The organism is Streptomyces sp. NPDC002994 (assembly GCF_040611155.1).
Classification (GTDB): domain Bacteria; phylum Actinomycetota; class Actinomycetes; order Streptomycetales; family Streptomycetaceae; genus Streptomyces.
Genome location: NZ_JBEXNQ010000001.1, coordinates 126644 through 150020, shown reverse-complemented (window position 1 = coordinate 150020; position 23377 = coordinate 126644). Strand labels below are relative to the sequence as shown.

At 69.6% G+C, this 23377-nt stretch carries 20 protein-coding genes and 1 pseudogene; 10 read left to right on the top strand and 11 right to left on the bottom strand.

Annotated elements, in window-relative coordinates; translation table 11 throughout:
- The first annotated feature begins 18 nt into the window (after nucleotides 1–18).
- From ABZX79_RS00670 to ABZX79_RS00655, 4 genes are all read left to right on the top strand, one after another.
- Nucleotides 19–414 (top strand): DUF2809 domain-containing protein, encoded by a 396-nt coding sequence (locus ABZX79_RS00670; RefSeq protein ID WP_355249654.1) that lies wholly within the window; start codon nucleotides 19–21, stop codon nucleotides 412–414.
- Nucleotides 415–524: 110 nt separating this feature from the next.
- Nucleotides 525–1757, top strand: a complete 1233-nt coding sequence (locus tag ABZX79_RS00665; protein ID WP_355249653.1) for a glycoside hydrolase family 6 protein — start codon at nucleotides 525–527, stop codon at nucleotides 1755–1757.
- Between the two features lie 411 nt (nucleotides 1758–2168).
- A complete protein-coding gene (locus ABZX79_RS00660) occupies nucleotides 2169–2597 on the top strand; it encodes a hypothetical protein (RefSeq protein ID WP_355249652.1) in 429 nt (142 codons plus the stop codon).
- A 151-nt stretch (nucleotides 2598–2748) separates the two neighbouring features.
- On the top strand, nucleotides 2749–3651 hold the full coding sequence (locus ABZX79_RS00655; protein WP_355249651.1) for an aldo/keto reductase: 903 nt from the start codon (nucleotides 2749–2751) through the stop codon (nucleotides 3649–3651).
- On the opposite strand, the gene ABZX79_RS00650 is transcribed toward ABZX79_RS00655, so the two are convergent.
- A complete protein-coding gene (locus tag ABZX79_RS00650) occupies nucleotides 3634–3816 on the bottom strand; it encodes a hypothetical protein (RefSeq protein ID WP_355249650.1) in 183 nt (60 codons plus the stop codon). The two genes, ABZX79_RS00655 and ABZX79_RS00650, sit on opposite strands and share 18 nt — an antisense overlap.
- Between ABZX79_RS00650 and ABZX79_RS00645 the strand changes: the two are divergent.
- From ABZX79_RS00645 to ABZX79_RS00630, 4 genes and pseudogenes are all read left to right on the top strand, one after another.
- A pseudogene (locus ABZX79_RS00645) lies at nucleotides 3814–4094 on the top strand (SRPBCC family protein); the annotation flags it as partial. The gene ABZX79_RS00650 and the pseudogene ABZX79_RS00645 overlap by 3 nt on opposite strands.
- Nucleotides 4095–4254: 160 nt before the next feature.
- Nucleotides 4255–5748: an APC family permease gene (locus ABZX79_RS00640; RefSeq protein WP_355249649.1), complete on the top strand. Its 1494-nt coding sequence runs from the start codon at nucleotides 4255–4257 to the stop codon at nucleotides 5746–5748.
- Nucleotides 5749–5812: 64 nt separating this feature from the next.
- Nucleotides 5813–6754, top strand: a complete 942-nt coding sequence (locus ABZX79_RS00635) for a hypothetical protein (protein ID WP_355249648.1) — start codon at nucleotides 5813–5815, stop codon at nucleotides 6752–6754.
- Between the two features lie 657 nt (nucleotides 6755–7411).
- Nucleotides 7412–9139: a glycoside hydrolase family 6 protein gene (locus tag ABZX79_RS00630; RefSeq protein WP_355249647.1), complete on the top strand. Its 1728-nt coding sequence runs from the start codon at nucleotides 7412–7414 to the stop codon at nucleotides 9137–9139.
- A 34-nt stretch (nucleotides 9140–9173) separates the two neighbouring features.
- Here ABZX79_RS00630 and ABZX79_RS00625 read toward each other — a convergent pair whose 3' ends face one another.
- Nucleotides 9174–10535 carry a LuxR C-terminal-related transcriptional regulator gene (locus ABZX79_RS00625; protein ID WP_355249646.1) on the bottom strand — a complete coding sequence of 454 codons (1362 nt, stop codon included), beginning with the start codon at nucleotides 10533–10535 and terminating at the stop codon, nucleotides 9174–9176.
- Nucleotides 10536–10674: 139 nt separating this feature from the next.
- Here ABZX79_RS00625 and ABZX79_RS00620 point away from each other — a divergent pair, with 139 nt between their 5' ends.
- On the top strand, nucleotides 10675–11589 hold the full coding sequence (locus tag ABZX79_RS00620) for an NADP-dependent oxidoreductase (protein WP_355249645.1): 915 nt from the start codon (nucleotides 10675–10677) through the stop codon (nucleotides 11587–11589).
- Nucleotides 11590–11610: 21 nt separating this feature from the next.
- Here ABZX79_RS00620 and ABZX79_RS00615 read toward each other — a convergent pair whose 3' ends face one another.
- From ABZX79_RS00615 to ABZX79_RS00585, 7 genes are all read right to left on the bottom strand, one after another.
- A complete protein-coding gene (locus ABZX79_RS00615; RefSeq protein ID WP_355249644.1) occupies nucleotides 11611–12729 on the bottom strand; it encodes a pectinesterase family protein in 1119 nt (372 codons plus the stop codon).
- 318 nt (nucleotides 12730–13047) lie between these two features.
- Nucleotides 13048–14319, bottom strand: coding sequence for a pectate lyase (locus ABZX79_RS00610; RefSeq protein ID WP_355249643.1), 1272 nt, complete (start codon nucleotides 14317–14319; stop codon nucleotides 13048–13050).
- Nucleotides 14319–15131 carry a rhamnogalacturonan acetylesterase gene (locus tag ABZX79_RS00605; RefSeq protein WP_355250039.1) on the bottom strand — a complete coding sequence of 271 codons (813 nt, stop codon included), beginning with the start codon at nucleotides 15129–15131 and terminating at the stop codon, nucleotides 14319–14321. Before ABZX79_RS00605 ends, ABZX79_RS00610 begins: the two co-directional genes overlap by 1 nt.
- Nucleotides 15132–15154: 23 nt before the next feature.
- Nucleotides 15155–16498: a sugar ABC transporter substrate-binding protein gene (locus tag ABZX79_RS00600; RefSeq protein ID WP_355249642.1), complete on the bottom strand. Its 1344-nt coding sequence runs from the start codon at nucleotides 16496–16498 to the stop codon at nucleotides 15155–15157.
- 26 nt (nucleotides 16499–16524) lie between these two features.
- On the bottom strand, nucleotides 16525–18093 hold the full coding sequence (locus ABZX79_RS00595; protein WP_355249641.1) for a family 43 glycosylhydrolase: 1569 nt from the start codon (nucleotides 18091–18093) through the stop codon (nucleotides 16525–16527).
- Complete coding sequence (locus ABZX79_RS00590; RefSeq protein ID WP_355249640.1) at nucleotides 18090–18956, bottom strand: PmoA family protein; 867 nt, start codon at nucleotides 18954–18956, stop codon at nucleotides 18090–18092. The genes ABZX79_RS00595 and ABZX79_RS00590 overlap by 4 nt, the downstream gene beginning before the upstream one ends.
- On the bottom strand, nucleotides 18953–20104 hold the full coding sequence (locus tag ABZX79_RS00585) for a Gfo/Idh/MocA family oxidoreductase (RefSeq protein ID WP_355249639.1): 1152 nt from the start codon (nucleotides 20102–20104) through the stop codon (nucleotides 18953–18955). Before ABZX79_RS00585 ends, ABZX79_RS00590 begins: the two co-directional genes overlap by 4 nt.
- A gap of 143 nt (nucleotides 20105–20247) precedes the next feature.
- Between ABZX79_RS00585 and ABZX79_RS00580 the strand changes: the two genes are divergently transcribed.
- Nucleotides 20248–21444, top strand: a complete 1197-nt coding sequence (locus ABZX79_RS00580; protein ID WP_355249638.1) for an RNA-guided endonuclease TnpB family protein — start codon at nucleotides 20248–20250, stop codon at nucleotides 21442–21444.
- Nucleotides 21445–21475: 31 nt separating this feature from the next.
- Here the strand turns inward: ABZX79_RS00580 and ABZX79_RS00575 are convergent, their stop codons facing one another.
- On the bottom strand, nucleotides 21476–22357 hold the full coding sequence (locus ABZX79_RS00575) for a carbohydrate ABC transporter permease (RefSeq protein WP_355250037.1): 882 nt from the start codon (nucleotides 22355–22357) through the stop codon (nucleotides 21476–21478).
- Nucleotides 22358–22392: 35 nt separating this feature from the next.
- Nucleotides 22393–23328 carry a sugar ABC transporter permease gene (locus ABZX79_RS00570; protein ID WP_355249637.1) on the bottom strand — a complete coding sequence of 312 codons (936 nt, stop codon included), beginning with the start codon at nucleotides 23326–23328 and terminating at the stop codon, nucleotides 22393–22395.
- Between the last annotated feature and the right edge of the window lie 49 nt (nucleotides 23329–23377).

The window sequence follows — 23377 nt, the reverse complement described above, 5'->3', positions numbered from 1 at the left end:
GGACGTACAGTGTCCGGCGTGAGTGATCCGCGCCGGACGCGCATCCTGGCGGCAGTGGCCGCGAGCCTGACCCTGTGCGCGGGCTTGGGCGTCCGGGGCGTGGCGGACGGCGATGTCGCCAAGTACGCGGGGGACGCGCTCTACACCGTCCTGCTGTGCACGCTCGTCGTGCTGCTCGCGCCCAGGACCCGTCCGCCATGGGCGGCCGCCGTCGCGCTCACACTCAGCTGGGCCGTCGAGTGCGCCCAGCTCACCGGCGTACCCGCTGAGCTGGCCGAGCGCAGCATCGTCGCCCGGCTCGTGCTCGGCTCGACCTTCAACGCGCCCGACCTGCTCTGGTACGCCGTCGGGGCGGGCCTCTTCCTGCTCATATGCACCGTGGTGCCCCGGCCCAGCGGCCTGCGCCACGCGTAGTGACCGCGACTGCCGCCGGACACGCCTTCGACCACTGAACTCGACGAGGCCGTGCCGGGTTGTGGGAGCGCTCCCGCACCCGTCGCCGCCCGCGACCCAGGAGCGAACCTGTGCGCAACAGAAGACCGATCCTCCGTACCGCCCTCCCCCTGACCCTGACCACCGGCCTGGCCTCGGCATTGCTGCTGGGCACGCCGCCCGCCACCGCCACCGAAGACCCGGTCGACGCCGTCGCCACCAGCCTGTACGCCCCCGCCGCCAACCCGGCCGCGTACCAGCAGGCCGACGAGCTGGAGCGCGCCGAGCAGCGGCGCGAGGCCGCCGGACTCCGGGCCATGGCGCGGACCCCGCACGCCGTCTGGCTCGCCGGCCGGACCCCGGACGAGGTCAGGAACGAGACGCGCGGCGTCGTCCGTGACGCCGCCCGGCGCAGGGCGACGCCCACGCTGGTGCTCTACAACGTCCCCGGCCGCGACTGCTCCCTCTACTCGGCGGGCGGCCTGCGCGACACCACCGAGTACCGGGCCTGGGTAGGCGCCGTGGCGGAGGGCATCGGCGACAGCCGGGCGATCGTCGTCGTCGAACCGGACGCGCTGGCGCTGGTGCCGGCCGACTGCCCCGGCAGTGGCGGGAAGGACGGGAAGGACGGGAAGGACGACAAGAAGGCGAAGGCCGCCGCAACCGCCGCACGTTACGCCCAGGTCGCCGACGCCGTCACCACCCTCGGCACGCTGCCCCACGCGAAGGTGTACGTCGACGCCGGGCATCCGGCGTGGCACACCGTGGACAGCATCGTGCCCCGGCTGATCAAGGGCGGCGTACAGCGCGCCACGGGATTCTCCGTGAACGTCTCCAACTACAGCACCGACGACGCCAACGCCTGGTACGGCAGGTTGATTTCCTCCTGCCTCGCCCACGTCGACACGGGTGGGAAGGCGTCCGCCTGCCCCACCCAGAAGTGGAAGCGCGCCGACGCCCAGCGCTGGCTCGACCAGCATGCGCACTTCGCCCCCGACCGTATGAAGCACTTCGTCACCGACACCAGCCGCAACGGCCAGGGCCCGTGGAGCCCGCCCGCCGGCAAGTACAAGGACGCACAGGACTGGTGCAACCCGCCGGCACGCGGCCTCGGCGCCCGCCCCACCACCCGCACCGGCGACCCGCTCAACGACGCCAACCTGTGGATCAAGACTCCGGGGGAGTCGGACGGCGAGTGCCTGCGCGGCACGAAGGGCCCCAAGGACCCCGAGCGCGGCGCGATCGACCCCAAGGCGGGCGTCTGGTTCCCCGACCAGGCGCTTGAGCTGGTCCGGCTCGCGAATCCGCCGATCATGCCGCGCTGAAGAACCGGTCGCGCGGCTGCCTGTGGCCCCGCGTGCAAGACGCCGCCGCGCTTCTCGTCGACGTACGGGAAGCGCGGCGGTGTGCCGTCCGCACTCGTATCAGCCGTGCTGACGGAGGCCGCCACTCCATTCGGAGAATGGAATTCCATTACCTCTTTCGGCGCTTGTGTATTCGTAATTCAACTAATTTCCCCCGAGTCTCTCGATTCGCTTTTCAACTATCACTCATTGCGATTCCGCATTGGTGATTCAACAGTCTGTTGACACTCTCTGGGTGCGTCAGTAGGTTGGTTAACGACCGAAGCGGGGGGCGGTTGGGTGGTTCGGCCCACTGCAGGATATTCCGGCGCGGCAGCATTTTTTGTCCTGTGTCGTGCAGAATTCCCCCGGAAGTGCAGTGGAGGGGATTGAATGCGTTTCAAGCGCACAATTGCAACGGGTGCGACGGTCGCGGCCATGAGCGTGGGCATGCTTGCTACGGCTGGCCCGGCCCACGCAAGTGCAAATAGGTGCAGCGGCAATCATGTTACGGAGGCGTGCGTCTCTGTAAAGGGCACCGGCCTCAACGTCAGGGAAATCAAGGCGTACGGCGATTGTATGTACTACGAGGGTTGTCGCCCCAATCCGCGTGTGGTGGTCGCTACGAAGTTCAGGCTCGAGATCAAGGAGCCGGGTCGAGCTCTTTATAAGAAGACGTCGCCCACCAGGGACTACAAGAGCAAGCAGGTGGGCATCAAGATCACGCCGAACAGGAATTACCGGAACAACACCAAGGTCTGTGTCACCTCATGGCGTAATGCTGAGAAGGTGGGTACGGCCTGTGTGATGGTTCACCGCTAAGACTCCCTGCGTCTCAAGACGCTGTTGGGGTCCGCGTAGCGGACGCCGCGTCGGACTGTGTGACTCTCGGGAGTTGCGCAGTCCGACGCTGGTTCTGGCAGGTTGTTGCCAGCCTCGTGGCGGTCCGGGGGCCGTCCGGCAGACTCGGGGCATGACCTCAGAGATGATCACCGCGGCGGCCGCGGGAACTTGGGAACTCGGCGACCTGACCGTCAACCGCATCGGATTCGGCGCGATGCGCCTGACGCAGAACGGCGAGGCGTTCGCGGCCGGTGCCACCCCGAGCGATCGGGGCCGGGCCATACGCGTGCTGCGCCGCGCGGTCGAGCTCGGCGTGAACCACATCGACACCGCCGCGTTCTACTTCTCGCCGCTGCGTTCGGCCAACGAGCTGATCAACCAGGCGCTGGCGCCTTATCCGGATGATCTCGTCATCACCACCAAGGTCGGGCCGGGACGGGGCCCGTCGGGCGAGTGGCTGCCCCATGCCACCCCTGAGCAGCTTCGTGGCCAGGTCGAGGAGAACCTGCGCCAGCTCGGGCGTGACCACCTGGACGTGGTGAACCTGCGCATTGTCGGAACCGATTCGATCGCCGAGCGTTTCGGCGCGCTGGCCGAACTGCGCGACGCCGGGCTCATCCGCCACCTGGGCATTTCTAACGTCCGCCCGCAGCACCTCGCCGAGGCCCGGGCCATCGCGCCGGTGGTCTGCGTACAGAACCCGTACGGCATCGGGGCGGGCGGACAGCAGGACGAGTTCCTGCGTAGCTGCGGTGAGCAGGGTGTCGCGTTCGTGCCGTTCTACGCGATCGCCGGCGCCGGGCGCGAGGCGGGCGCGAGTGGCGCCGACAGCGACGCCGTGCGTGACGTCGCGCGCGCCCATGGCGTGAGCGCGGCGCAGGTCCGGCTGGCCTGGACGCTCCAGCAGGGCCCGCACGTGCTCGCCATCCCCGGCACCGGCAATCCGGACCACCTCGACGAGAACGTGGCCGCGGGCGCCCTGCGGCTCTCCGCAGACGAAGTGGCCCGCCTCGGCTCACGCCGGTACGCCTGAGCTGAGTTCCCTGCGCAACCGCATGAAGGAACGCGGGCGGTTGAGAGCGAGCGCGCCGGTCACGGTGCCGTCGGGTCGCTCGTAGACGGCGAGGAAGCTGCGCTCCCCGGGCGAGCCGTCGGTTATTCGCACCGGGACCAGAAGTACGGGAGTGGGCGGGCCCACCGGATGTTCCCGCTGGCCGCGGACGCACGGTGGTGGAGTGCGACTGGCTGTACGCGCCCGGGGGCGTCGCCTCGGGAGTCGATCTCAACAAGTCGGTGGAACTGTTCCACCGGGTGAACACCCAGGATTTCGAAGCCTGCGCGCGGACCCAGCCGGCCATGGCCTCGCGGGCGTACCGCAAGGGCGGTGTCCTCGTCCCGGCCGAGCACCACATCGGGGCGTTTCATGGCTGGGTGACCGAAATGCTGGGGAAGGAGGCTGAGCAACGAAATCCGTAGGTCTAGTCCTCTTGGATGGGGCATCGCCGCGTTACGATCACGACTTTTCGAAAGAATCCGCACTCAACCCCTTGTGTTGGCCCGGTGACCATGTGCAAGATCTCTCCTGCCAGAGGCAGGCATCGCACGCACTACGCACGTCACCGGAAAGGCACCACCCTTGAGCAAGCGGCCGGGATCCGAAGGGGGCGGCCTGCGGGCGGGAGCCCTGGGAACTTTCGACTCCGTCGTCATGGCGGTCGCGGGCTGCGGCCCGGCCTACACCGTCGCCGCGACGATCCCCGCGCTCGTGCTCGCCGTCGGCGTCGCCAGCCCGGCGGTGCTCCTGTACTGCGCGATCCCGATGATCGGCATCGCGCTCGCCTTCCGGCACCTGGGACGACTCGAAGTCAACGCCGGAGCCACCTACACCTGGGTTGCCCGAGCGCTTCACCCCTTCCTCGGATTCCTGAGCGGCTGGGCGCTGGTCGTGGCCACCACGGTCTTCCTCGTCTCCGCCACGCTGCCCGCCGGCACGGCCACGCTCGCGCTCATCGACCCCGAGCTGGCCGGACGCACCGCACTGGCCACCGCCGTGGGCGTCGGCTGGTTCCTGCTCATGGCGGCGGTCGTCGCCCTCGGCGCCCGGATCAGCCCGTACGCCCGGACCGTCCTCACCGGCACCCAGCTCGGACTGCTCCTGCTCTTCGCCGTCGTCGCCCTGACCAAGGACGGAAACGCCGCCGACTTCTCGCTCTCCTGGTTCGGCTTCAGCCACTTCGACGAGTCGCACACCTTCGTGGCGGGCGCCCTCATCGCCGGGGTCAGCTACTGGGGCTGGGACGTGACCAGCAACCTCAGTGAGGAGACCCGCAACAGCCGCCGTAACTTCGGCCTGGGCGGGCTCATCGGCGTACTGGTTTCCCTGGTTGTCTTCGTGGTCTTCACCATCGCCGCCAACGTCCTCATCGGCTCCGACGCGGTGCGTGACAATCCCGCGGGCTTCATCTCCGTCCTCGGCGAGGCCGTCTGGCCGGGCTGGGGCGGGCGGCTGCTCGTCCTGGCCGTGGTGCTCTCCATGATCGCCACGCTGGAGACCACCCTTCTGCAGGCGACGCGCACACTCTTCGCGATGGGGCGCGACCGTACCGTTCCCGCTGTGTTCTCGCGCACCCACCGGGAGTGGCAGACACCCTGGGTGGCCACGGGCGCCGTCGCGCTCGTCGCGCTGCTGCTCATCACGATCTCGGCCACGGCGGGCTCCGGCGCGCAGTTCGTCAAGGACGCGGTGAGCGGCATCGGTCTGCACATCGCGTTCTACTACGCCCTCGCCGGACTCTCGGCTGTCGTCGCGTACCGGCGGGTGCTGCTCAAGTCCGTGGGCAACCTGGTCTTCATCGGACTGTGGCCGCTCGGCGGGGCGCTCTTCATGATCTGGATCTTCGCCACGTCCGTCCCGGAGCTCAGCGGCAGCGCCCTCGCCATCGGTCTCGGCGCCCTGGCCCTCGGCGTGGTGCCGATGCTCCTGTCCTGGTTCCAGGGCAGCTCGTACTACCGGCCGAGGCCGCTGGACCCCGAGCAGGCCGACGCGGCGGACGAGTTCTACGGAGGACCGGGGACGGAGCCGGCGCCCGCGGCCGCCGAGCGCCGGGACGAGGTCCTCACCGACTTCTGACGAGCATGGCCGTCGGCGAGCACAGCCAGTCCGTATCCGCGTCCTTTCAGGGAGGAACCCGCCCATGGCAGCCTGGCTGCGCCGCCGTTCCGGAGCACCGCTCTACGACCAGGCGTTCGGTGACCGAGCCCTCGCGGAGGGCTGCCAGGACATGGTGATGGGCCGCTGGGAGGGCGCCCGCGACCTGCTCGCCGAGCGCCCCCGTGACGACTGGGACCGGCGCGCGCACCGCCTGCGCCTGCTCGCCGACGCGGCGGCGAACCGGCGCACCGTGGACGTCTGGCAGGCCTCCGACCCGGCGAACCCGGACGCGGCCGTGCTGCGCGCGGAGACCGAGGTGATGCGGATGTTCGCCGGTGCGCGCACCGGGACGCTGCCCGGCAAGGAGAGCCTGGACCGGGCGGCCCGGATGTGCCTCCAGGCGTCCGACCTGGCCCCCGAGGACCCGCATCCGTACGTCTCGCTGGTCGCGCTCGGCAGGCTGTACGAAGGCGGCGACCCGTACATGGGCCAGTGGTGGAAGGAGCTCAGGGACCGGGACCTGTACCACCGGGAAGGGCACCACCAGGCGCTGCGTTACCTCTCCGCCCGCTGGCACGGCTCGCACGGCGAGGCGAACAACTTCGCCTGGGAAGCCGCGGCGTACGCCCCGCCCGGCTCGCCGCTGGCGATCCTGCCGCAGGTGGCGAGGGCGGAACAGTACCGCTACCAGACGGAGACGGAGGGCAGGACGGCGATCGGCCTCACCTTCCACTGGAACAGTGAGCGGGCGCGCTGGGACCTGCGGACCGCCCTGGAGAAGTGGATCAACCACCGGACCGTCCCGCAGGCGCAGGATGTCGCCGACCTCAATTACCTGGCCCACGGTCTGGTCCACGCGGGGATGGAAGGGGAGGCCCCCGCCATTTTCGGCCTCCTGGACAACCGGGCCACCCGGATCCCGTGGTCGTACAGCGGTGACGCGGAGAGTCTGTTCGTCCGCTGGCGGGACAAGGCGCCAGCCTGATCGCTACGGTCTGTCGTATTTCGCGGGGTGGGCATAACGTAGAGGTATGGGCAGCAACGAGCGTGAGACCGCAGCGCAGCCCCGACACGTCTGTCCGGTCTGCAAACACCCCGTCACGTCGGAAATCAAACGGCACAAGTCGCTCGGAGTCTTCGTGCCCATCTGGCGCCCGGGCCCGTGCCGGAACCCGGACTGTTCCGCGTACGTGCCTGAGGGGCAGGGCGGGGAGCACAAGAAGTCCGAACCGCACTCCTGACCATGGCGGTAGCGGTCCGGACGCGCGTGCGGACGCGCATGGGGCTGCCCACTGGGCTGCCTGCTGAATTCCCGCTCGAATTGATCTCTCGAATTGATCGATGGGGTTCTCGCGGATACACCTCCTGGAGTCGTGAGTGAGCTGAGCGTGGGCCAGTGGGAGCGCTCCCAAAGTTCCTTGCCGACGGGAAAGTGTCAAGGGATCGCGTGTGAATTGAGCTGTCGAATTAATTCGACAGCTAATTCTCGAAAGATCTGGCAACCTTTTCTGTTCTCCGTGGCGACTCGGTGCTAGCTTCCAGCCCACCAGTGGGAGCGATACCGCGTACTGCGGGACACCCGGAACCACAGCATCGGGTTGCCCGACGCCTGCGCGCCCTCGACCGAGAGGTACACGCAACCATGAGCCGCACCACCACGACTTCCCGGCGGCACACCGCCCTGATCGCGGCCTGCGCCGTGATCGCGGCGGCCGGAGGTACCGCCGCCGCCATGACCACCCCGGCCGGCGCCGCCGCTCCCGGCTGCACCGTCGACTACAAGATCACCAACCAGTGGAACTCCGGCTTCGGCGCCGCTGTCACCGTCACCAACACCGGTGACTCCGTGAGCAGTTGGAAGCTGGAGTGGTCGTACGCCGGTGATCAGAAGGTCACCCAGGGCTGGAACGCCGACATCGCCCAGACCGGGGCCGCCGTCACCGCCAAGAACGTCTCGTACAACGGCGCCCTCGCCACCGGAGCGTCCGCCTCCTTCGGCTTCAACGCCTCGTACAGCGGCAGCAACGCCGTGCCGGCCACGTTCAAGCTCAACGGAGTGACGTGCAACGCCGATTCGGGCGGCCCGACCGACCCACCGGACCCGACCGACCCGCCCGCGGGCCGCGTCGACAACCCGTACGCCGGTGCCAAGGTCTATGTGAACCCCGAGTGGTCCGCCAAGGCCGCCGCCGAGCCGGGCGGCAGCAAGATCGCCGGTCAGCCGACCGGCGTCTGGCTGGACCGGACCGCCGCCATCGCGGGCGCGAACGGCTCCATGGGTCTGCGCGCCCACCTCGACGAGGCCCTGAGACAGAAGGGCACCGGCGAACTGGTCGTCCAGTTGGTCATCTACAACCTGCCGGGCCGCGACTGCGCGGCGCTCGCTTCCAACGGCGAACTGGGCCCGGCCGAGATCGACAAGTACAAGACGCAGTACATCGACCCGATCGCCGCGATACTCGCCGACCCCAAGTACGCCGGACTGCGGATCGTGAACACGGTCGAGATCGACTCGCTGCCGAACCTCGTCACCAACACCACACCCCGGCCGACCGCCACCCCCAACTGCGACACCATGAAGGCCAACGGCAACTACATCAAGGGCGTCGGGTACGCGCTGAACAAGCTGGGTGCGGTCCCCGGCGTCTACAACTACGTCGACGCCGGCCACCACGGCTGGCTCGGCTGGGACGACAACTTCGGTGCCTCCGCCGAACTCTTCAAGCAGGCGGCCACCGCCGAGGGTTCGACGATCGGCAAGGTGCACGGCTTCATCGTCAACACCGCCAACTACAGCGCACTGAAGGAGGCGAACTTCACCATCGACGACAGCGTGAACGGAGTGTCCGTACGCCAGTCCAAGTGGGTGGACTGGAACCGGTACACCGACGAGCTGTCGTACGCCCAGGCCATGCGCGCCAAGCTGGTCTCGCTCGGCTTCGACTCCGGCCTCGGCATGCTGATCGACACCTCCCGCAACGGCTGGGGCGGCACGGCCCGCCCCACCGCGCCAGGGGCACGGACCACCGTCGACACCTATGTCGACGGCGGCCGTTACGACCGGCGCATCCACCTCGGCAACTGGTGCAACCAGTCGGGCGCGGGCCTCGGTGAGCGGCCCCGGACCGCCCCAGCCGCGGGCATCGACGCGTACGTCTGGATCAAGCCGCCGGGCGAGTCCGACGGGTCGAGCAAGGCGATCCCGAACGACGAGGGCAAGGGTTTCGACCGGATGTGCGACCCGACGTACACCGGTAATCCCCGGAACAACAACAACATGTCCGGGGCACTGCCCAACGCCCCGCTCTCCGGGCACTGGTTCTCGGCGCAGTTCCAGGAGCTCCTGAAGAACGCCCACCCGGCGCTGTAGTCGCCGACTGGGCGGCAGGGCACAAGGCGCTGTTCTACGCCGCCGCGTGGAACAGCGCCGCCGCCTCGCCCCGTGATCCGACCCCCAGCTTGGTCAGGATCTTCGCGACATGGAACTTCACCGTCGACTCGCTGATGTGCAGTTCCTGCGCGATCAGACGGTTGCGGTGGCCGCGCGCGAGCCGTGTCAGCACCTCCAGTTCACGCGCCCCCAGCGAGGTCAGCGGATCGGTGCCGGCTGCCGGCGCGGGTGCGTCGGGCGTCGTCAGCGGAATGACCGCGGTGACCGTCGTTCCCCAGCCCGGCACCGCGTCCACGTCGAGCCGTCCGCCCAGGACCTCCAGCCGGTCGGAGATCCGCGCCGGACCCAGGGCGCACATGGACAGCGCGCCGGGCCCGTCGTCCCGTACGGTCGCGCGCAGTTCCTGCTCGGTGACCTGCCAGCCGACATGGACCCGCGTCATCGTCTCCTGCTCCAGTACGGTCAGCAGCACCGCGCGTACGATCGCCCGCGCGGCGTGCGCCACGTCGGCGGCCACCCTGCGGACCGAGCCGGGAGGTCCCAGTTCCAGCCGGACGGGGCTGTGGCGCAGCAGCGGCCGCAGCGCGTCCGCGAGCCGGGCGAAGGCCTCGTCGGCCCGTTCCTCGGCCACCGCCTTGTCGCGGTCGGCCTCGGCCCGCAGTTCGATCAGCGCGGTCACGGCCAGCTCGGTCGCGGTGGCGCGCGCGGCCGCGTCGTCGAGGTTACGGCTGCGCAGCACCCCCAGAAGCCCCGTCAGCGCGGCCGAGTGCGTCTCGCCCAGCTCGGCCATGACGCGGGCCCGCGTGTCGGCGGCGGCGCGTGAGCGGGCCAGAGCGCCGGGGGTCGCCTCCGACGCGAACCGGTCGAAGTGGGCGGCCACCAGGGACCAGAGGGCCTGCGTGACGGCGAGGGCGCTCTCGTCGACCGGCGCGGCGTCGTCACCGCGTACGAGAACGAGGAGCGCGCCCCGTGGGGTCGCGTCGGTCATCACGGCGACCACGGACCGCTCGGCCCCGGCGATCCTGGCCGTGCCCTGCCACGGCTGCCCGGGCACGCCGGCGACGAACAGCGGTTCCAGATCCGCCGCGCTGATCCGCGCGGCGAAGTCCGCGTCGCCTGCCGTCTTGAAGGGCGAATGCGCGCAGTGGGTGGACAGTTCGGCGGCGGCCAGGTGCGGGACCAGCTCCGCCAGGGTGGCGGACAGGCGGGGCAGGATCTCGCCCAACGGCTGGCGGATGACGTCGTATCCGGCGGTCAGGGCGGCCAGCGGGGTCGCGCCTGGCGTGAGGGCCCGGGCAGAGGCAGCAGAGGCAGCAGTGGCCGCCGTGGCCGCCGTGGGCAGGAAGGCCACAGACCCGGTGAGTGTCAGCTCCATCCGGCCAGCGTAGCCAGGGTTGTGCTGCGCGCGGCTGGTCTTTCGGGCAGGTCGGACTAGTCGAAAGGCGGGCCGGATCCGACACCCCGCAGGCGGAGGCTTGAGCCATCAACCGATCAGCGTCAGCGGGGAGTCAGTCATGGAAGCGATCGTGTACGAGACGTTCGGTGGCCCGGAAGTGCTGCGCCACGGACAGGTGGAGAAGCCGGAGCCCGGCGCGGGCGAAGTCCGGGTCAAGGTGGTGACGGCCGGAGTGAACCCGGTCGACTACAAGAGACGGTACGGACTGGTCGAGGAGTTCTACCCGACGACGTTCCCGGCCGTCCCCGGCCTGGAGTTCGCCGGGATCGTCGACGCGGTGGGAGACGGCGTCACGCACGCCGCCGTCGGTGACGAGGTCCTCGGGTGGACGACGACGGGCGCGTACGCCGAGTACGCGCTGGCCGGTCACATCGTGGCCAAGCCCGCCGGGCTGTCCTGGGAGCGCGCGGCGTCCCTGCCGGTGGCGGGCGAGACGGCCCAGCGCGTCCTCGACCTGCTGCGGGTGAAGGACGGCGAGGTGCTGCTGCTGCACGGCGCGGCAGGCGTGGTGGGCTCGGTCGCGGTACAACTCGCGGTGGCCGCGGGCATCACGGTCGTCGGTACGGCGTCCGAGGCCAACCACGAGTATCTGCGGTCGATCGGTGCGATTCCGGTTCAGTACGGTGACGGTCTCGCCGAGCGTGTACGGGCTGCCGCACCGCAGGGCGTGGACGCGGTCTTCGACGCCGCCGGCCAGGGCGTCCTGCCGTACTCGATCGAGCTGCTCGGCGGCTCGGCCGACCGTGTCGTCACCATCGCCGACCCGAACGCGGCCGACCACGGCGTCGTCTTCTCGGGCGGCGGTACGGACCCGGAGGCCCTCCGCGCCGGGCTGGCCGAGCACGCCCGTCTCGCCGCCGAGGGCCGGCTGGACGTACGGATCGCCGAGGTGTTCCCGCTGGCGGACGCGGCGAAGGTGCAGGAGCTGAGCGAGGCGGGGCACGCGCGGGGCAAGCTCATCCTCAAGCCGTGACGCACGCGGACGTGGTAGACGTCAACTGGTGGGCGCAGGCGCCCAGTCGCCGAGGTAGGTCCCGCGCGTGTGTGCGCGGGCCTCTTCCGCCGTCAGTTGCGGCCGCTCGGCGGGAGTGGTGACCCGGGAGCCGGGGCCGTTGTTGCGGTACTCGGCGAAGCGCTGGTCCTGCCACGGGTGGGCGTCACGCATGGTGGCGTACGGAACGGCGGCGTCGATGCCGGGACCCAGCCAGGTGTCACGTACGACGAGGGAGGGCCGGGCGGTGAGATCGGAGCTCGGCACCCAGGGGCGGGCGAGCTTGTACGCCCGGTCGGGTGCGGCGCTGGTGATGCGGCAGCGCGTGGCCAGGTAGCCGAGCGCGGTGGCCCTTGCCGTCGAGGGGGCGAAGACGAAGCCGTACGGGGTGAAGCCGACGTCCCGGTCGAGGGTGTGGAAGCGGCAGCTCTCGAAGACGGCGGTGGCCCGGCCGAAGACGAAGTCCACGTCACCCTCGATGTGGCAGTGGGCGTAGTACTGGCGGGCCGTGACGGCGAGCGAGCGCGTATCGGCGTACAGGGTGTCCTGGTGGCCGAGGAAGCGGCAGTGGTGGAACGCGCCGCGGTCACCGAGCACGCGGATCGCGACCGCCTGGGTGCCTGACGTGATGTCGGGGTGGTCGGCGCGCAGCCAGTCGTTGGCGAAGGTGATCCGGTGGGCGGTGAAGCCGTCGGCCTGGACGAGGGTGGTGGCCGAACCCGCGGTGCCGTGGGGGGTACCGTCGGGCTTGAGCGTGCCGGCGGCGTTGTCGTACACGATGACTGTGTCGCGGGGGTCGGCCGCGGCGCCGAGGAGGGTGAGTCCGGTGCGGTCGGCGGGGACGGTGACTGTTTCGCGGTACCTGGCGGGGGCGAGGATCAGGGTCCAGCCGGCGCCGGTGGTTGCGGCGACGGCTGAGGTCACAGTGGGGTGGTCGCCGCGGCCGTGCGGGTCGACGTAGAGGGTGCGGGTGTTGAGGCGGCGCGTGGGGGAGCCGTACGGGCCGAAGGGGTGTGGGGCGGCGGTAGCGGGCGCGGCTCCGGTGAGGGGGAGTGCGGTGCCTATGCCGATGCCGGCGGCGGTGAGGAGTGCGGTGCGGCGGGTGGGGTGGGGTGCGGGCATGCGGGCTCCTTGGCGGGGTGGGTCTGGTGCGGGCGTGGTGCGGTGCGCGGGTGCGGGGTGGTGCGGGTTGCCTGCGGCGCGTTCCCCTACCCGCCCCTTCCCGCTGTGACATTTCGCGGCTCCGCCGCGTGGTGGGGGCAAGCCCCCAACCCCCCAGTCAACACAGACGCCCTTCGGGCGTGTCCTCAAACGCCGGACGGGCTGGGAGTTGCCGCAGGGGGAGAGTCAGCGCAGGTGGCGCGCGCCCGCCCCCTCACGCCGGAGTCCACACGGGCTGGATTTCGCGCTCGGGAGGGGCCGGGGCGTGCCGGGAGGCTGTCAGCGCAGGTGGCGCGCGCCCGCCCTCCCCGTCACCAGCGTCGGGACGACCCTCGGGTGGTCGACCCGGGTGCGCAGGACCGGCGTCCAGCCCGCGTCCCCACGCAGCGGGTTTCCGGGGTTCGCCGTGTTGTGGGCGGCCAGTAGGTCCGTCCGTGCGTCGTTGACGTAGTTGTCCTTCGTGGTGACCGGCGCGTCCTTCCACTTCTTCAGGATCTGCGCCGCGCTCACACCGCCGGGCAGCGCGAACGTGTTCTTCTCCGCCACCAGTTGGGATTCCAGACCGATGCCGAAGCTGTACGCGTACCCCTGCGTCGCCACCACGAAGTGGTTGTTGTACGCGTCGACCTGGCCGAACCGCACGCGCGGCGCCCGCTCGACGATGTTGCGGAAGAGATTGTGGTGGAGGGTGACCCGCAGCTTGCCGCGGTCGGTCGCGCCCGCGCTGTCGCTGTTGCCGATCATCAGGGTCTTGTCGTGGTCGGTGAAGGCGTTCCAGGACACGGTGACCAGGTCGGCGCCCCTGACGACATCGAGCTCCCCGTCGTGCTGCTGGAACAACTGGCCGTAGTAGAAGGGCTGTTCGCTGTCCGGGCGGCGGCCGTCGGTGAACGTGTTGTGGTCGATCCAGACATGCGTCGAGCCGTACACGACGAGGTTGTCGTACTCGGAGTTCCAGGCGCCCCCGTCACCGTCCGTCGGGTCCCACTGCGGGAAACAGTCGAAGGCGTCCTCGAAGGTCAGGCCCCGGACCACGACGTTGTCGGTGTCCTTGATCTGGAGGGATCCGCCGAGCACCCGCGCGCCACGCCCCAGGCCGACAATCGTCGTGTTCGCCGGGACGTACGCCTTGATCTGCTTGCCCTGCGCCTCGGCCGAGGCGGCACGGGCCTCCTCCTGGGGGCCCGACGGCTGGGCGGTGCCCCAGGTTTTCGGGTCGTACGCCGCCAGATACGCGTCCAGGGTGTAGCCGCCGGTGGCGAAGTCCTCGCAGCTCTTGCCGCCCAGGCCGTCGAGCGTGCCGCGCACCCGGATGACCTTCGGCGCGTCGCCGCCGTCCTTCAGCGCCTTCTTGAACTCGTCCCAGGTCGCGACGGTGTACGTGTGGGCCGCGTCGGCCCCGGCGCCTCCCGTGGTGCCGCCGTCGGCCGACGCCCAGCCGTCGTTCGCGGGCAGGACGTGGGCCCTCGGGGCAGCGGCGGGAGCCGGGGCGGCGGCGAGCAGGCCGGGTGCCAGTACCGCGGCGGCCAAGGCAGTTCTGAATTTCCGCATTACGGCTCCTCGTGCCAGGTCAGCCAGGATTCGGGGATCTCCGCGGTCAGCCGGCGCAGTTCGTGCGCGCTCAGCACCTTCTCGTCCGCCAGTGCGCGTGCTGTCATCCGGGCCACCTCAATGGCGCCGGGCGGATGGAAATGGGTGTTGTCCGAAACGCCGTCCGGGTAGTTGGGTGATTCGCCGGGCGCCAGCCAGTGGAAGTACGCCTTGCTCGCCTCGGGGCCGAGCTTCTGCCACAGGGCGCGCGAGAGTGCCGCGATGTCCAGCAGCGGTACGTCCCGCGCCGCCGCCAGTGCCCGCATCGCCTCCGGGTATTCGCCGTGCGTCGCCAGCGCCGTACCCGCCGCGTCGAACCGCCTGCGCTCCACGGAAGTCAGCAGCACCGGGCGCGCGCCGCGGGCGCGCGCCCCGTCGACGTACCGGAGCAGATGCTCCTGGTAGGTCGACCACGGCTCGGTGTACCGGGTGGGGTCTTCGCGCTTTTCGTCGTTGTGGCCGAACTGGACGAGGAGGAAGTCCCCCGGGCGTATCGCCTCCAGGATCGGTTCCAGTCGGCCCTCGTCGATGAAGCTCTTCGAACTGCGGCCGTTCACCGCGTGGTTGACGACCCTGAGCTTGTGCGACAGGAAGAAGGGGAGCGCCATGCCCCACCCGGTCTCGGGCGCCGCCGAGGCGTACTTGTCGGCGGCGGTGGAGTCTCCGGCGATGAAGACGTTTCGCATACGGTGAGTTCCTCGGGGTTCTCGCGCGCCCGCCGCCGCGGCCGACGGGGCGCCGGCCACGGCGAGCGGCAGCGCGGCGGCGAGCATCGCCAGCGCGCGTCGGCGGCTGGTCACTTGTTCTGCTGCTTCCACTCGGCCTGCGCCTCGTTCAGCTCACCGGCGACCTTGTCCAGGAACGCCTTGGGCGTGGACTTCCCGAGCAGGACCTTCTGGAACTCGGGCTCGTTGTCGGCCTTGGTGATCGAATTCCAGTCCGGCAGGTAGTACGGCAGCTGCACGATTTTGGTGCTGCCGTCGGTGAGGGACTGCGCGCCGAGCTTCGTCGGCTCCGACTCGTTGATCCAGCTGTCCTTCGCCGCGTCGGTGTTCGCCGGGATCGCGCCGGCCGCCTCGTTCCACTTGCTGTTCGACTCGTGCGATGCCGCGAACTCGATGAACTTCCACGCCGCGGCCTTGTTCTCGCTCGCCTTGAACAGGCCGAGGCCGTCCACCGGGTTGGACACCTGGACCCGGGTGCCGCCGGGACCGGTCGGGTTCGGTATGCCGGCGAACTTCTCCTCCCCCAGCGCCTTCACATGGTCCTGATAGGAGCCAAGATTGTGGCTGAGCATCCCGATCGTGCCGGAGTCCCACTGGGCGACCATCTTGGCGAAGTCGTTGTTGACGTCGGCCTCGGGCGTCGTCTTCTTGTACAGCCCGACGTACTTCTCCAGCGCCGCGACATTCTTCGGGTCGTTGACCGTGGTCTTGTCGCCGTTCCAGAACGTGGTGATGCCCGACTGCCCGTAGATCGCGTCCAACGCCTGGGCGACCGACCCCGCGCCTCCTCGAATCGTGTACCCGAAGGCGTTCTTTTCCGCGTCGGTCAGCTTCTCGGCGGCCGTGTAGAACGCGTCCCAGGTCTTCGGCGCCTCGAGCCCCGCCGCCTTGAACAGATCGGTCCGGTACCAGAGCGTGCCGTTGTTCGCGGACGTCGGTACGGAGTACATCTCGTCCCCGCGCCCGCCGGCCGTCCTGACGCCCTCCACCATCGACTCCACCAGCTTGCCGTTGAGTGCCGAGTCCTTGATCCGGGCCCCGACCGGCTCCAGCGCGTTCTGCGCGACGATGCCGGAGAGGTACGCCGTACCCACGCCTCCCACGTCCGGCAGGCCGCCGCCCGCGATCGCCGTGTCGTACTTCGACTGCACATCGGTGATCGGGATCGGGACGTACTTGACCTTGATGTCCTTGTTCGCCGCCTCGAAGTCCTTGATGATCTCCTTCCAAATCGCGGTGCGGGGCCCGCCGTTGTTGTCCCAGAAGGTGATCTCGCCCTTGCCCGAACCCTCGTTGCCCGTGTCGCCGCTGCCGTCGTCCCCGCAGGCCGCGCCGGTCAGCGCCAGCACGGTCGCCATCGCGACTGCGGTGGCGGTGCGCCTCCCGCGATCGCGGTGTCCGGTGGAAGTTCTCATGGGCTGCTCTTCTCTCTCGGTGTGCGTCATTGCGACTCCTTGGAGGTACGGAAGTTCGTGAAAAGTGCGGTGCCGGCGGGCCTGGCCCCGGGCGGCGCGGTCGCGAACAGGGCGAGCTGCGCCCCGACCCACCGCCACGGCACGGCCACGAAGACCTCCCCCGAGCGACGGAAACCGTCGCCCGTGTCGGCCGAGAACCGGCAGCGCGCCCCGGCCGAGACCTCGATCCGCAGCCGCACCCGCCCCCCTGAACCGGCGGGCACGGGGCGGCTGTACTCCGCGTCCCGTTCGCTCTCGGCCACTGTCTCGGCGTACCGGTGTACGAGCTGTACGCCGCCGTCGGCGCCCCGCTCAAGACCGATCCAGGAGAAGGCGTCGCCCAGCACGGCGAACCCCGCCTTCGCCCCCAGCGCCCGGCTGCTGAGCGTCAGGTCGACCGTCGCGGTGAACTCCGGCGCGGGAAACCGCTGCACCAGCACATTCGCCACCCTGCGCAGGTCGTGCGCGTCGGCCGTCCGTACACACGTCGACAGCAGCCCGTCCCCGGAGTGCGGCACGGTCCATCCGGCATCCGGCCCGGCCGTCCACTGCCACTGCCGCCCGTAGCGCCCGCCCGGGAAGCAGTCGTCGGTGACTGGTGCCGTCACGGGCTGCGGCGGCAGATCAGGCTTGGGATGTACGGACACGGGCTCGCCCGCGTCGCCGATCACCGGCCACCCCGCGTCGTCCCAGCGCATCGGCTGGAGATGCACCACGCGGCCGTACGCTCCGCGCGACTGGAAGTGCAGGAACCAGTCCTGCCCGGTCTGCGTGCGCACCCAGCCGCCCTGATGCGGCCCGTTGACGTCCGTGTCCCCCTGCCGCAGGACGACTCTCTCCTCGTACGGGCCGAAGAAGTCCCGCGACCGCAGCGCCCCCTGCCACCCCGTCTCGACCCCTCCGGCCGGCGCGAAGATCCAGAACCAGCCGTCGTGGCGGTACAGTTTCGGCCCTTCGAGGGTGAACCAGCCGGGGATCCGGTCCCCGTCGACGATCACCTTGCCCTCGTCGAGCAGGGTGCGCCCGTCGGGGCTCATCCGGTGGCCGGTCAGCCGGTTCTTCACCCCCGAACGGGACTTGGCCCAGGCGTGTACGAGATACGCCTCACCGGTCTCCTCGTCCCACAGTGGGCACGGGTCGATCAGCCCCTTTCCCGCCTTCAGCAGGTGCGGCTGGGTCCACGGCCCCCGGATGTCCCGCGCGCTGATCTGGTGGATGCCCCGGTCCGGGTCGCCCCAGAAGATCCAGAACCGGCCGCCGCTGCGGCGCAGGGACGGCGCCCACACCCCGCAGTCGTGCCGCGGTCCGTCGGACTCACCCTCACTGAACTCACCCTCACCGACCGGAGCCGGCCGTTCCAGGGCGTGCCCGATCAACGACCAGTTCACGAGATCACGCGAGTGCAGCAGCGGCAGCCCCGGCGCCCGGCCGAAGCTGGAAGCGGTGAGGTAGTAGTCCTCGCCGACCCGCAGCACATCCGGATCGGACCAGTCCGCGGCGAGCACCGGATTGCGGTACGTGCCGTCTCCCCGGTCGGCGGTCCACGGCCGGCTCACGAGCCCACCGCCCTGCTGATGTACGCCGCCGAGGCCTCCCGGTCCAGGACGCCGTCGGCCACGACCGTGACCAGGCGGCGTACGACCGTCGCCCCGGCGGGGACCGGCAGCCGCTCCGCCCAGGCGAGCGCCGAGCCCACCCCCGGATACTCCCCGGTCCGTACGAACCAGGGGTCGCGGCGGGTCTCGGCGGTCGCCCCGGCGAAGACCAGCGTCCAGCCCTGCCCCGCCAGCCCCAGCCAGTCGGCGGTCCGCCCGTGCACCGCCTCCTCGCCCTCCCCGTTCGCGGTGAACGCCAGCGGCGCCGCGGCCTGCTTCGGCGCACGCCAGAAGAAGCCGCCGTACCCGGCGCCCGCCCGGCCGTTGGTGGCCGGGCTGCCGATGGACAGGTCGCCGCCCGAGGTGTTGGTGAGCGAGAAGGTGAAGTCCAGCGCCCAGGCCACGCCGTCCAGTTCGGTGGCGGCGACCGTGCGGTGCTCACGCAGCAGCTCGGCCGAGCAGTCCCTGCCGGTCCGCCAGCTCAGCTCCTCCACGAAGCCGTCCGGGTCGCGCAGCTTCCATCCCCTGTGCACCTGGGAGCCGTGGTTGTCCAGCTCCACGGAACCCTGATCGCGTACGTACGTCCGCCCGCCCCAGAAGTTGGCGCCCCCCACATCGGGCACGGCGATTCCCACCCCCAGATGATGAACGTGGTCCTCAGGCATCTCCTCGGTGACCGCCACACCGCCGAGCGTCGAGACGGGGTGCAGATACGGGCGCGCCGAGAGATGGGGCGCGAGCGTCGGGCTGAAGGTGTAGCGGCCGACGGGACGACCCGAACAGAGCAGTGTGTGCGAGGAGTTCGCGGTGTTCAAGGTGTTCACGGTGTTCTCACCTCGGTGGCGGGCACCCAGGGGACGCCCAGTTCGGAGAAGAGGGTCAGGGTCTCGGCGCTCGCGGCGACCACACCGTCCACACCGGACACGATGCGGCGCGGCGCCGACGACTCACCGGGTGCGGTGCGCCAGGCGGACGCGGGCAGCGGGACCGGATCGGGAGCGAGCCGAATCGCTTCGACGACCCGCATGAACGCGCCCGTGAGCTCCGGCGGTACCAGGAGCGGTGTGTCCTGCGTCAGGTGGAGGATCAGGTTCTCCAGCAGATCCGTCCTGCCGTGCAGAAACTCCTCCGGTCCGTGCCCCGCGCGCTGCACGAGCACCCGGTCCTGCTTGTACCAGAAGGTGATCCGGCCCAGGTCGCCGTGGGCGACGACGTACGGCTCACCCGGCTGCTCGGCGCAGAGCGTCGCGGCGACGGTGACCGGTAGTCCGGCCGTCGTCGTGATCCGTACACAGGAGGTGTCGTCGGACTCGATGTCATTGGCGCGCAGCAGCTCCGACTCGATGCCTGCCACATCCTCGGACCGCGAACTTCCGCCCACGGCAAGGGCAGTGGCGACCGCGTGCGCCAGCGGATTGGTCAGCGCTCCGTCCACCACATCGATGGCGCCGATGCGCCGGCGGCCCGACCACGGGGCCCGGGTGAAGTACGCGGTGTCCCGCACCCACGCACCGGCGGCGCCGACGCCCAGCAGCTCGCCGATCGCGCCTTGGGCGATCAGCGCGCGGATCGCGGGGACGGCGTGCGAGCCGAGCGACTGGAAGCCGATCTGGCAGACGGTGCCGGCCGCCCGTACGCCGTCCGCCATCCGCTCGAACTCGGCGTACGACGGCGCGGGCGGCTTCTCCAGCAGCAGGTGTACGCCGCGCTCCGCCGCCGCCAGCGCCAGGTCGGTGTGGGTGTGGATGGGTGTACAGATGATCGCGATCCGGGCGCCGGTGGAATCCAGCAGCGCGCCGAAGTCCGCGGACTGCTCGGGGCTGCCGAAGCCTTCCAGCTCGGCGGCGTCCAGCGGCCTCAGCTCGCATATCCCGGCGAGCCGGGCGAGACCCAGCTGTTCGAGACGGCGGACGTTGTAGAGATGGGAGCGGCCGTGACCGCGCGCCCCGGCGAGTACGACGGGCAGGCTCATCCCAAGCTCCTTGCGTGGATACCCCGTGCTTCAGCTCGGGGAGGACACGCGTCCTTGGCCCGGAGCCGTGAAGCGGCGGAGGCTCGGCGCGTATCCGTTCTGGCTTTCCGTGTCCTATTAACGGGTCTGGTGGTTAGTGAGATGTGAAGACCGAGCTGGTGAAGCGGGCGTTCAAGTTCCGCTTCCACCCGACGAACGAGCAGGCGGCGGAGCTGTCGCGTACGTTCGGGTGTGTCCGCAAGGTCTACAACCTGGCGCTGGACGCCCGCACGGTGGCGTGGTTCCAGCGTCAGGAGCGGGTGAACTACAACGCCACCTCGGCGATGCTGACGCAATGGAAGAAGACCGAAGAGCTGGCCTTTCTCTGTGAGGTGTCGTCGGTACCGTTGCAGCAGACGCTGCGGCATCTGCAAGGCGCGTTCTCGAACTTCTTCGAGGGCCGGGCGAAGTACCCCCGGTTCAAGTCGAAGAAGAAGACCCGCCGCTGTGCGGAGTACACCAAGTCGGCGTTCAAGTACCGCGACGGTGTGCTGACGCTCGCGAAGATGAAGAACCCACTCGCGATCGTGTGGTCCCGGCCTCTGCCCGAAGGGGCCGAGCCGTCCACGGTGACCGTGTCCCAGGACAGTGCGGGTCGCTGGTTCGTGTCCATGCTGTGTGAGGACGCGTCCGTCAAGCCATTGCCGACGCTGGACACGGCAGTCGGGATCGACGCCGGAATCACCAGTCTGGTGACGCTGTCCACCGGGGAGAAGATCGCCAACCCCCGGCATGAGCGACGGGACCGCGCCCGTCTGGCCAAGGCCCAGCGGGCCGTGGCGAGGAAAGAGAAGGGCTCCCGTAACCGGGACAAGGCCTGCATCAAGGCCGCCAAGATCCATGTCCGGATCGCCGACCGGCGCCGGGACTTCCTGCACCAGCTGACCACTCGGCTCGTTCGTGAGAACCAAACGATCGTGATCGAGGACCTGACCGTCCGCAACATGGTCAAGAACAAGAGTCTGGCCCGCGCCATCTCGGACGCGGCCTGGACCGACATGCGCTCCATGCTGGAGTACAAGTGCAACTGGTACGGAAGGAACCTGGTCACCATCGACCGCTGGTTCCCCTCCACCAAACTGTGCTCCGCATGCGGCACGATCCGAGAGAAACTGCCGTTGAACGTCCGCCAGTGGACGTGCGATTGCGGTACCACGCATGACCGCGACGTGAACGCGGCATGCAACATTCTGGCCGCCGGATTGGCGGTTGCAGCTTGTGGAGCGGGTGTAAGACCTCAACGGGAGTCCTCCCGGACGGGGCAACTTGCTGCGAAGCAGGAAACCCTCACTGCGAAGTGAGGAATCCCCCTCGTTCACGAGGGGGAGGATGTCAACCCTTCACCGCGCCCGCGCTGAAGCCGGTGATCAGCCACTTCTGGATGAAGGCGAAGACGATCACCACCGGTACGGCGGCGATGACACCGCCCGCGGCCAGCGCGCCCAGGTCGACGCTGTCGGCGCCGATGAGCGTGTTGAGGCCGACCGGGATCGTCTGCTTGTCCTGTTCGCTGAGGAACATCAGGGCGAACAGGAAGTGGTTCCAGCTGTGTACGAAGGCGAAGGAGCCGACGGCGATCAGTCCCGGCCGCAGCAGCGGCAGCACCACGGCGCAGAACGCCCGGAAGCGCGAACAGCCGTCCACCCAGGCGGCCTCCTCGAGCGAGACCGGCACGTTCTTGATGAAGCCGCTGATGAGGATGATCGACAGCGGCAGCTGGAAGACGGTCTCCGCGATGATGACGCTCCCCAGGGAGTTGATCATCTGGAGGTTCTTGAAGATCTCGAAGAGCGGTACGAGCATCAGCGCGCCCGGGATGAACTGCGAGCACAGCAGCGCCAGCATGAAGCCGCTCTTGATGCGGAACTCGAAGCGGGCCAGGGCGTAGCCGCCCGCCAGCGCGATCCCGGTCGTCATGACGAGGGTCGCCACCCCGACGATCATGCTGTTCTCGAAGAACATCCCGAAGCTGCGCTCGTTCCAGACCTTCTCGAAGTGCTCGAAGGTCAGCGGCCAGGGCACCAGCGAAGTGGATCCGGCGGGCCGCAGAGCGAAGAGGACCATCCAGTAGAAGGGGACGAGGGTGAAGAGCAGGTAGAGGCCGAGTGGCAGGTAGATCTGCCAGCGCGGTACGTCGTCGAAGGCGCGCTCGCGCCTGGGGCTGCGGCGTATACCGCGCCCCGGCGGGGCGGCGGTCGGGTCGGGAGCGGGCAGGGCCTCGCGTGCGCCCTTCTCCGCCAGTGCTGCGGTCACTTGGTGTCGCCTCCGAACTTGCTCAGGCGCAGGTAGAGGATCGAGCAGAAGAGGAGGATCACGAAGGCGACCGTGGTGAGCGCCGACGCGTAGCCGAAGTCGTGGCCCTCGATGCCGGTGTTGGCGACGTACAGCGGCAGGGTGGTGGTGACGCCGGCCGGTCCGCCGCCGGTGAGGGTGTAGAGCAGGTCGACGTTGTTGAACTCCCAGACGCCGCGCAGCAGCGTGGCCAGGACGATCGCGTCCCTGAGGTGCGGCAGGGTGATGTGGAGGAACTGCCGCGGCCGGTTCGCCCCGTCGACCGAGGCCGCCTCGTACAGCTCCTTCGGGACGGACTGCAGATCGGCGAGGATGAGGATCGCGAAGAAGGGGACGCCGCGCCAGAGCTCGGCGAGGACCGCCGCCCAGAAGACGGTGCCGGTGTCGGAGAGGACCGAGGTGCCGTACGAGCCGATGCCCGCGTCCGCCAGATAGCGGCTGACGCCGGTGGAGGGGTTGTAGAGCAGCATCCAGATCGTGGTGGTCAGCACTCCGGACACGGCCCAGGGCGAGAAGACCATGGCGCGGGCGATACCGCGTCCGATGAAGGTCTGGTTGACGATGAGCGCGAGGACGAGTCCCAGGGCGAGTTGCAGCCCTACCTGGACGACGACCCAGCGGGCGCTGAAGCCCAGAGTCGTCCAGAACTGCGGGTCGTCGGTGAAGATGCGGGTGAAGTTGTCGAAGCCCGCGAAGCCGTTGCGCCACGGCTTGGTGACGTTGTAGTGCTGAAGGCTGTAGTAGAAGACGCTGATGACCGGATAGGCGATGAAGCCCAGCATCAGCAGCCCGGCGGGCGCGATGAGCAGATACGGGAGCCGGCGGGGCGGTGCTCCCACGCGGCGCCCTGGCGCCCTGGGCTTTCTGGCCACGGCTGAGGCGGCTGAGGCCATGACTGCTTCTCCGTTCTCGGTGCGGGTGTGAAGCGCTTGCCGGATGTTG

Coding starts and splice junctions, on each gene's coding strand:
- ABZX79_RS00610 (WP_355249643.1), bottom strand. CDS start 14,319: ATGCGGAAATTCAGAACTGCCTTGGCCGCCGCGGTACTGGCACCCGGC.
- ABZX79_RS00605 (WP_355250039.1), bottom strand. CDS start 15,131: ATGCTCGCCGCCGCGCTGCCGCTCGCCGTGGCCGGCGCCCCGTCGGCC.
- ABZX79_RS00635 (WP_355249648.1), top strand. CDS start 5,813: ATGGCAGCCTGGCTGCGCCGCCGTTCCGGAGCACCGCTCTACGACCAG.
- ABZX79_RS00570 (WP_355249637.1), bottom strand. CDS start 23,328: ATGGCCTCAGCCGCCTCAGCCGTGGCCAGAAAGCCCAGGGCGCCAGGG.
- ABZX79_RS00600 (WP_355249642.1), bottom strand. CDS start 16,498: ATGAGAACTTCCACCGGACACCGCGATCGCGGGAGGCGCACCGCCACC.
- ABZX79_RS00660 (WP_355249652.1), top strand. CDS start 2,169: ATGCGTTTCAAGCGCACAATTGCAACGGGTGCGACGGTCGCGGCCATG.
- ABZX79_RS00615 (WP_355249644.1), bottom strand. CDS start 12,729: ATGCCCGCACCCCACCCCACCCGCCGCACCGCACTCCTCACCGCCGCC.
- ABZX79_RS00620 (WP_355249645.1), top strand. CDS start 10,675: ATGGAAGCGATCGTGTACGAGACGTTCGGTGGCCCGGAAGTGCTGCGC.
- ABZX79_RS00625 (WP_355249646.1), bottom strand. CDS start 10,535: ATGGAGCTGACACTCACCGGGTCTGTGGCCTTCCTGCCCACGGCGGCC.
- ABZX79_RS00630 (WP_355249647.1), top strand. CDS start 7,412: ATGAGCCGCACCACCACGACTTCCCGGCGGCACACCGCCCTGATCGCG.
- ABZX79_RS00585 (WP_355249639.1), bottom strand. CDS start 20,104: ATGAGCCTGCCCGTCGTACTCGCCGGGGCGCGCGGTCACGGCCGCTCC.
- ABZX79_RS00655 (WP_355249651.1), top strand. CDS start 2,749: ATGACCTCAGAGATGATCACCGCGGCGGCCGCGGGAACTTGGGAACTC.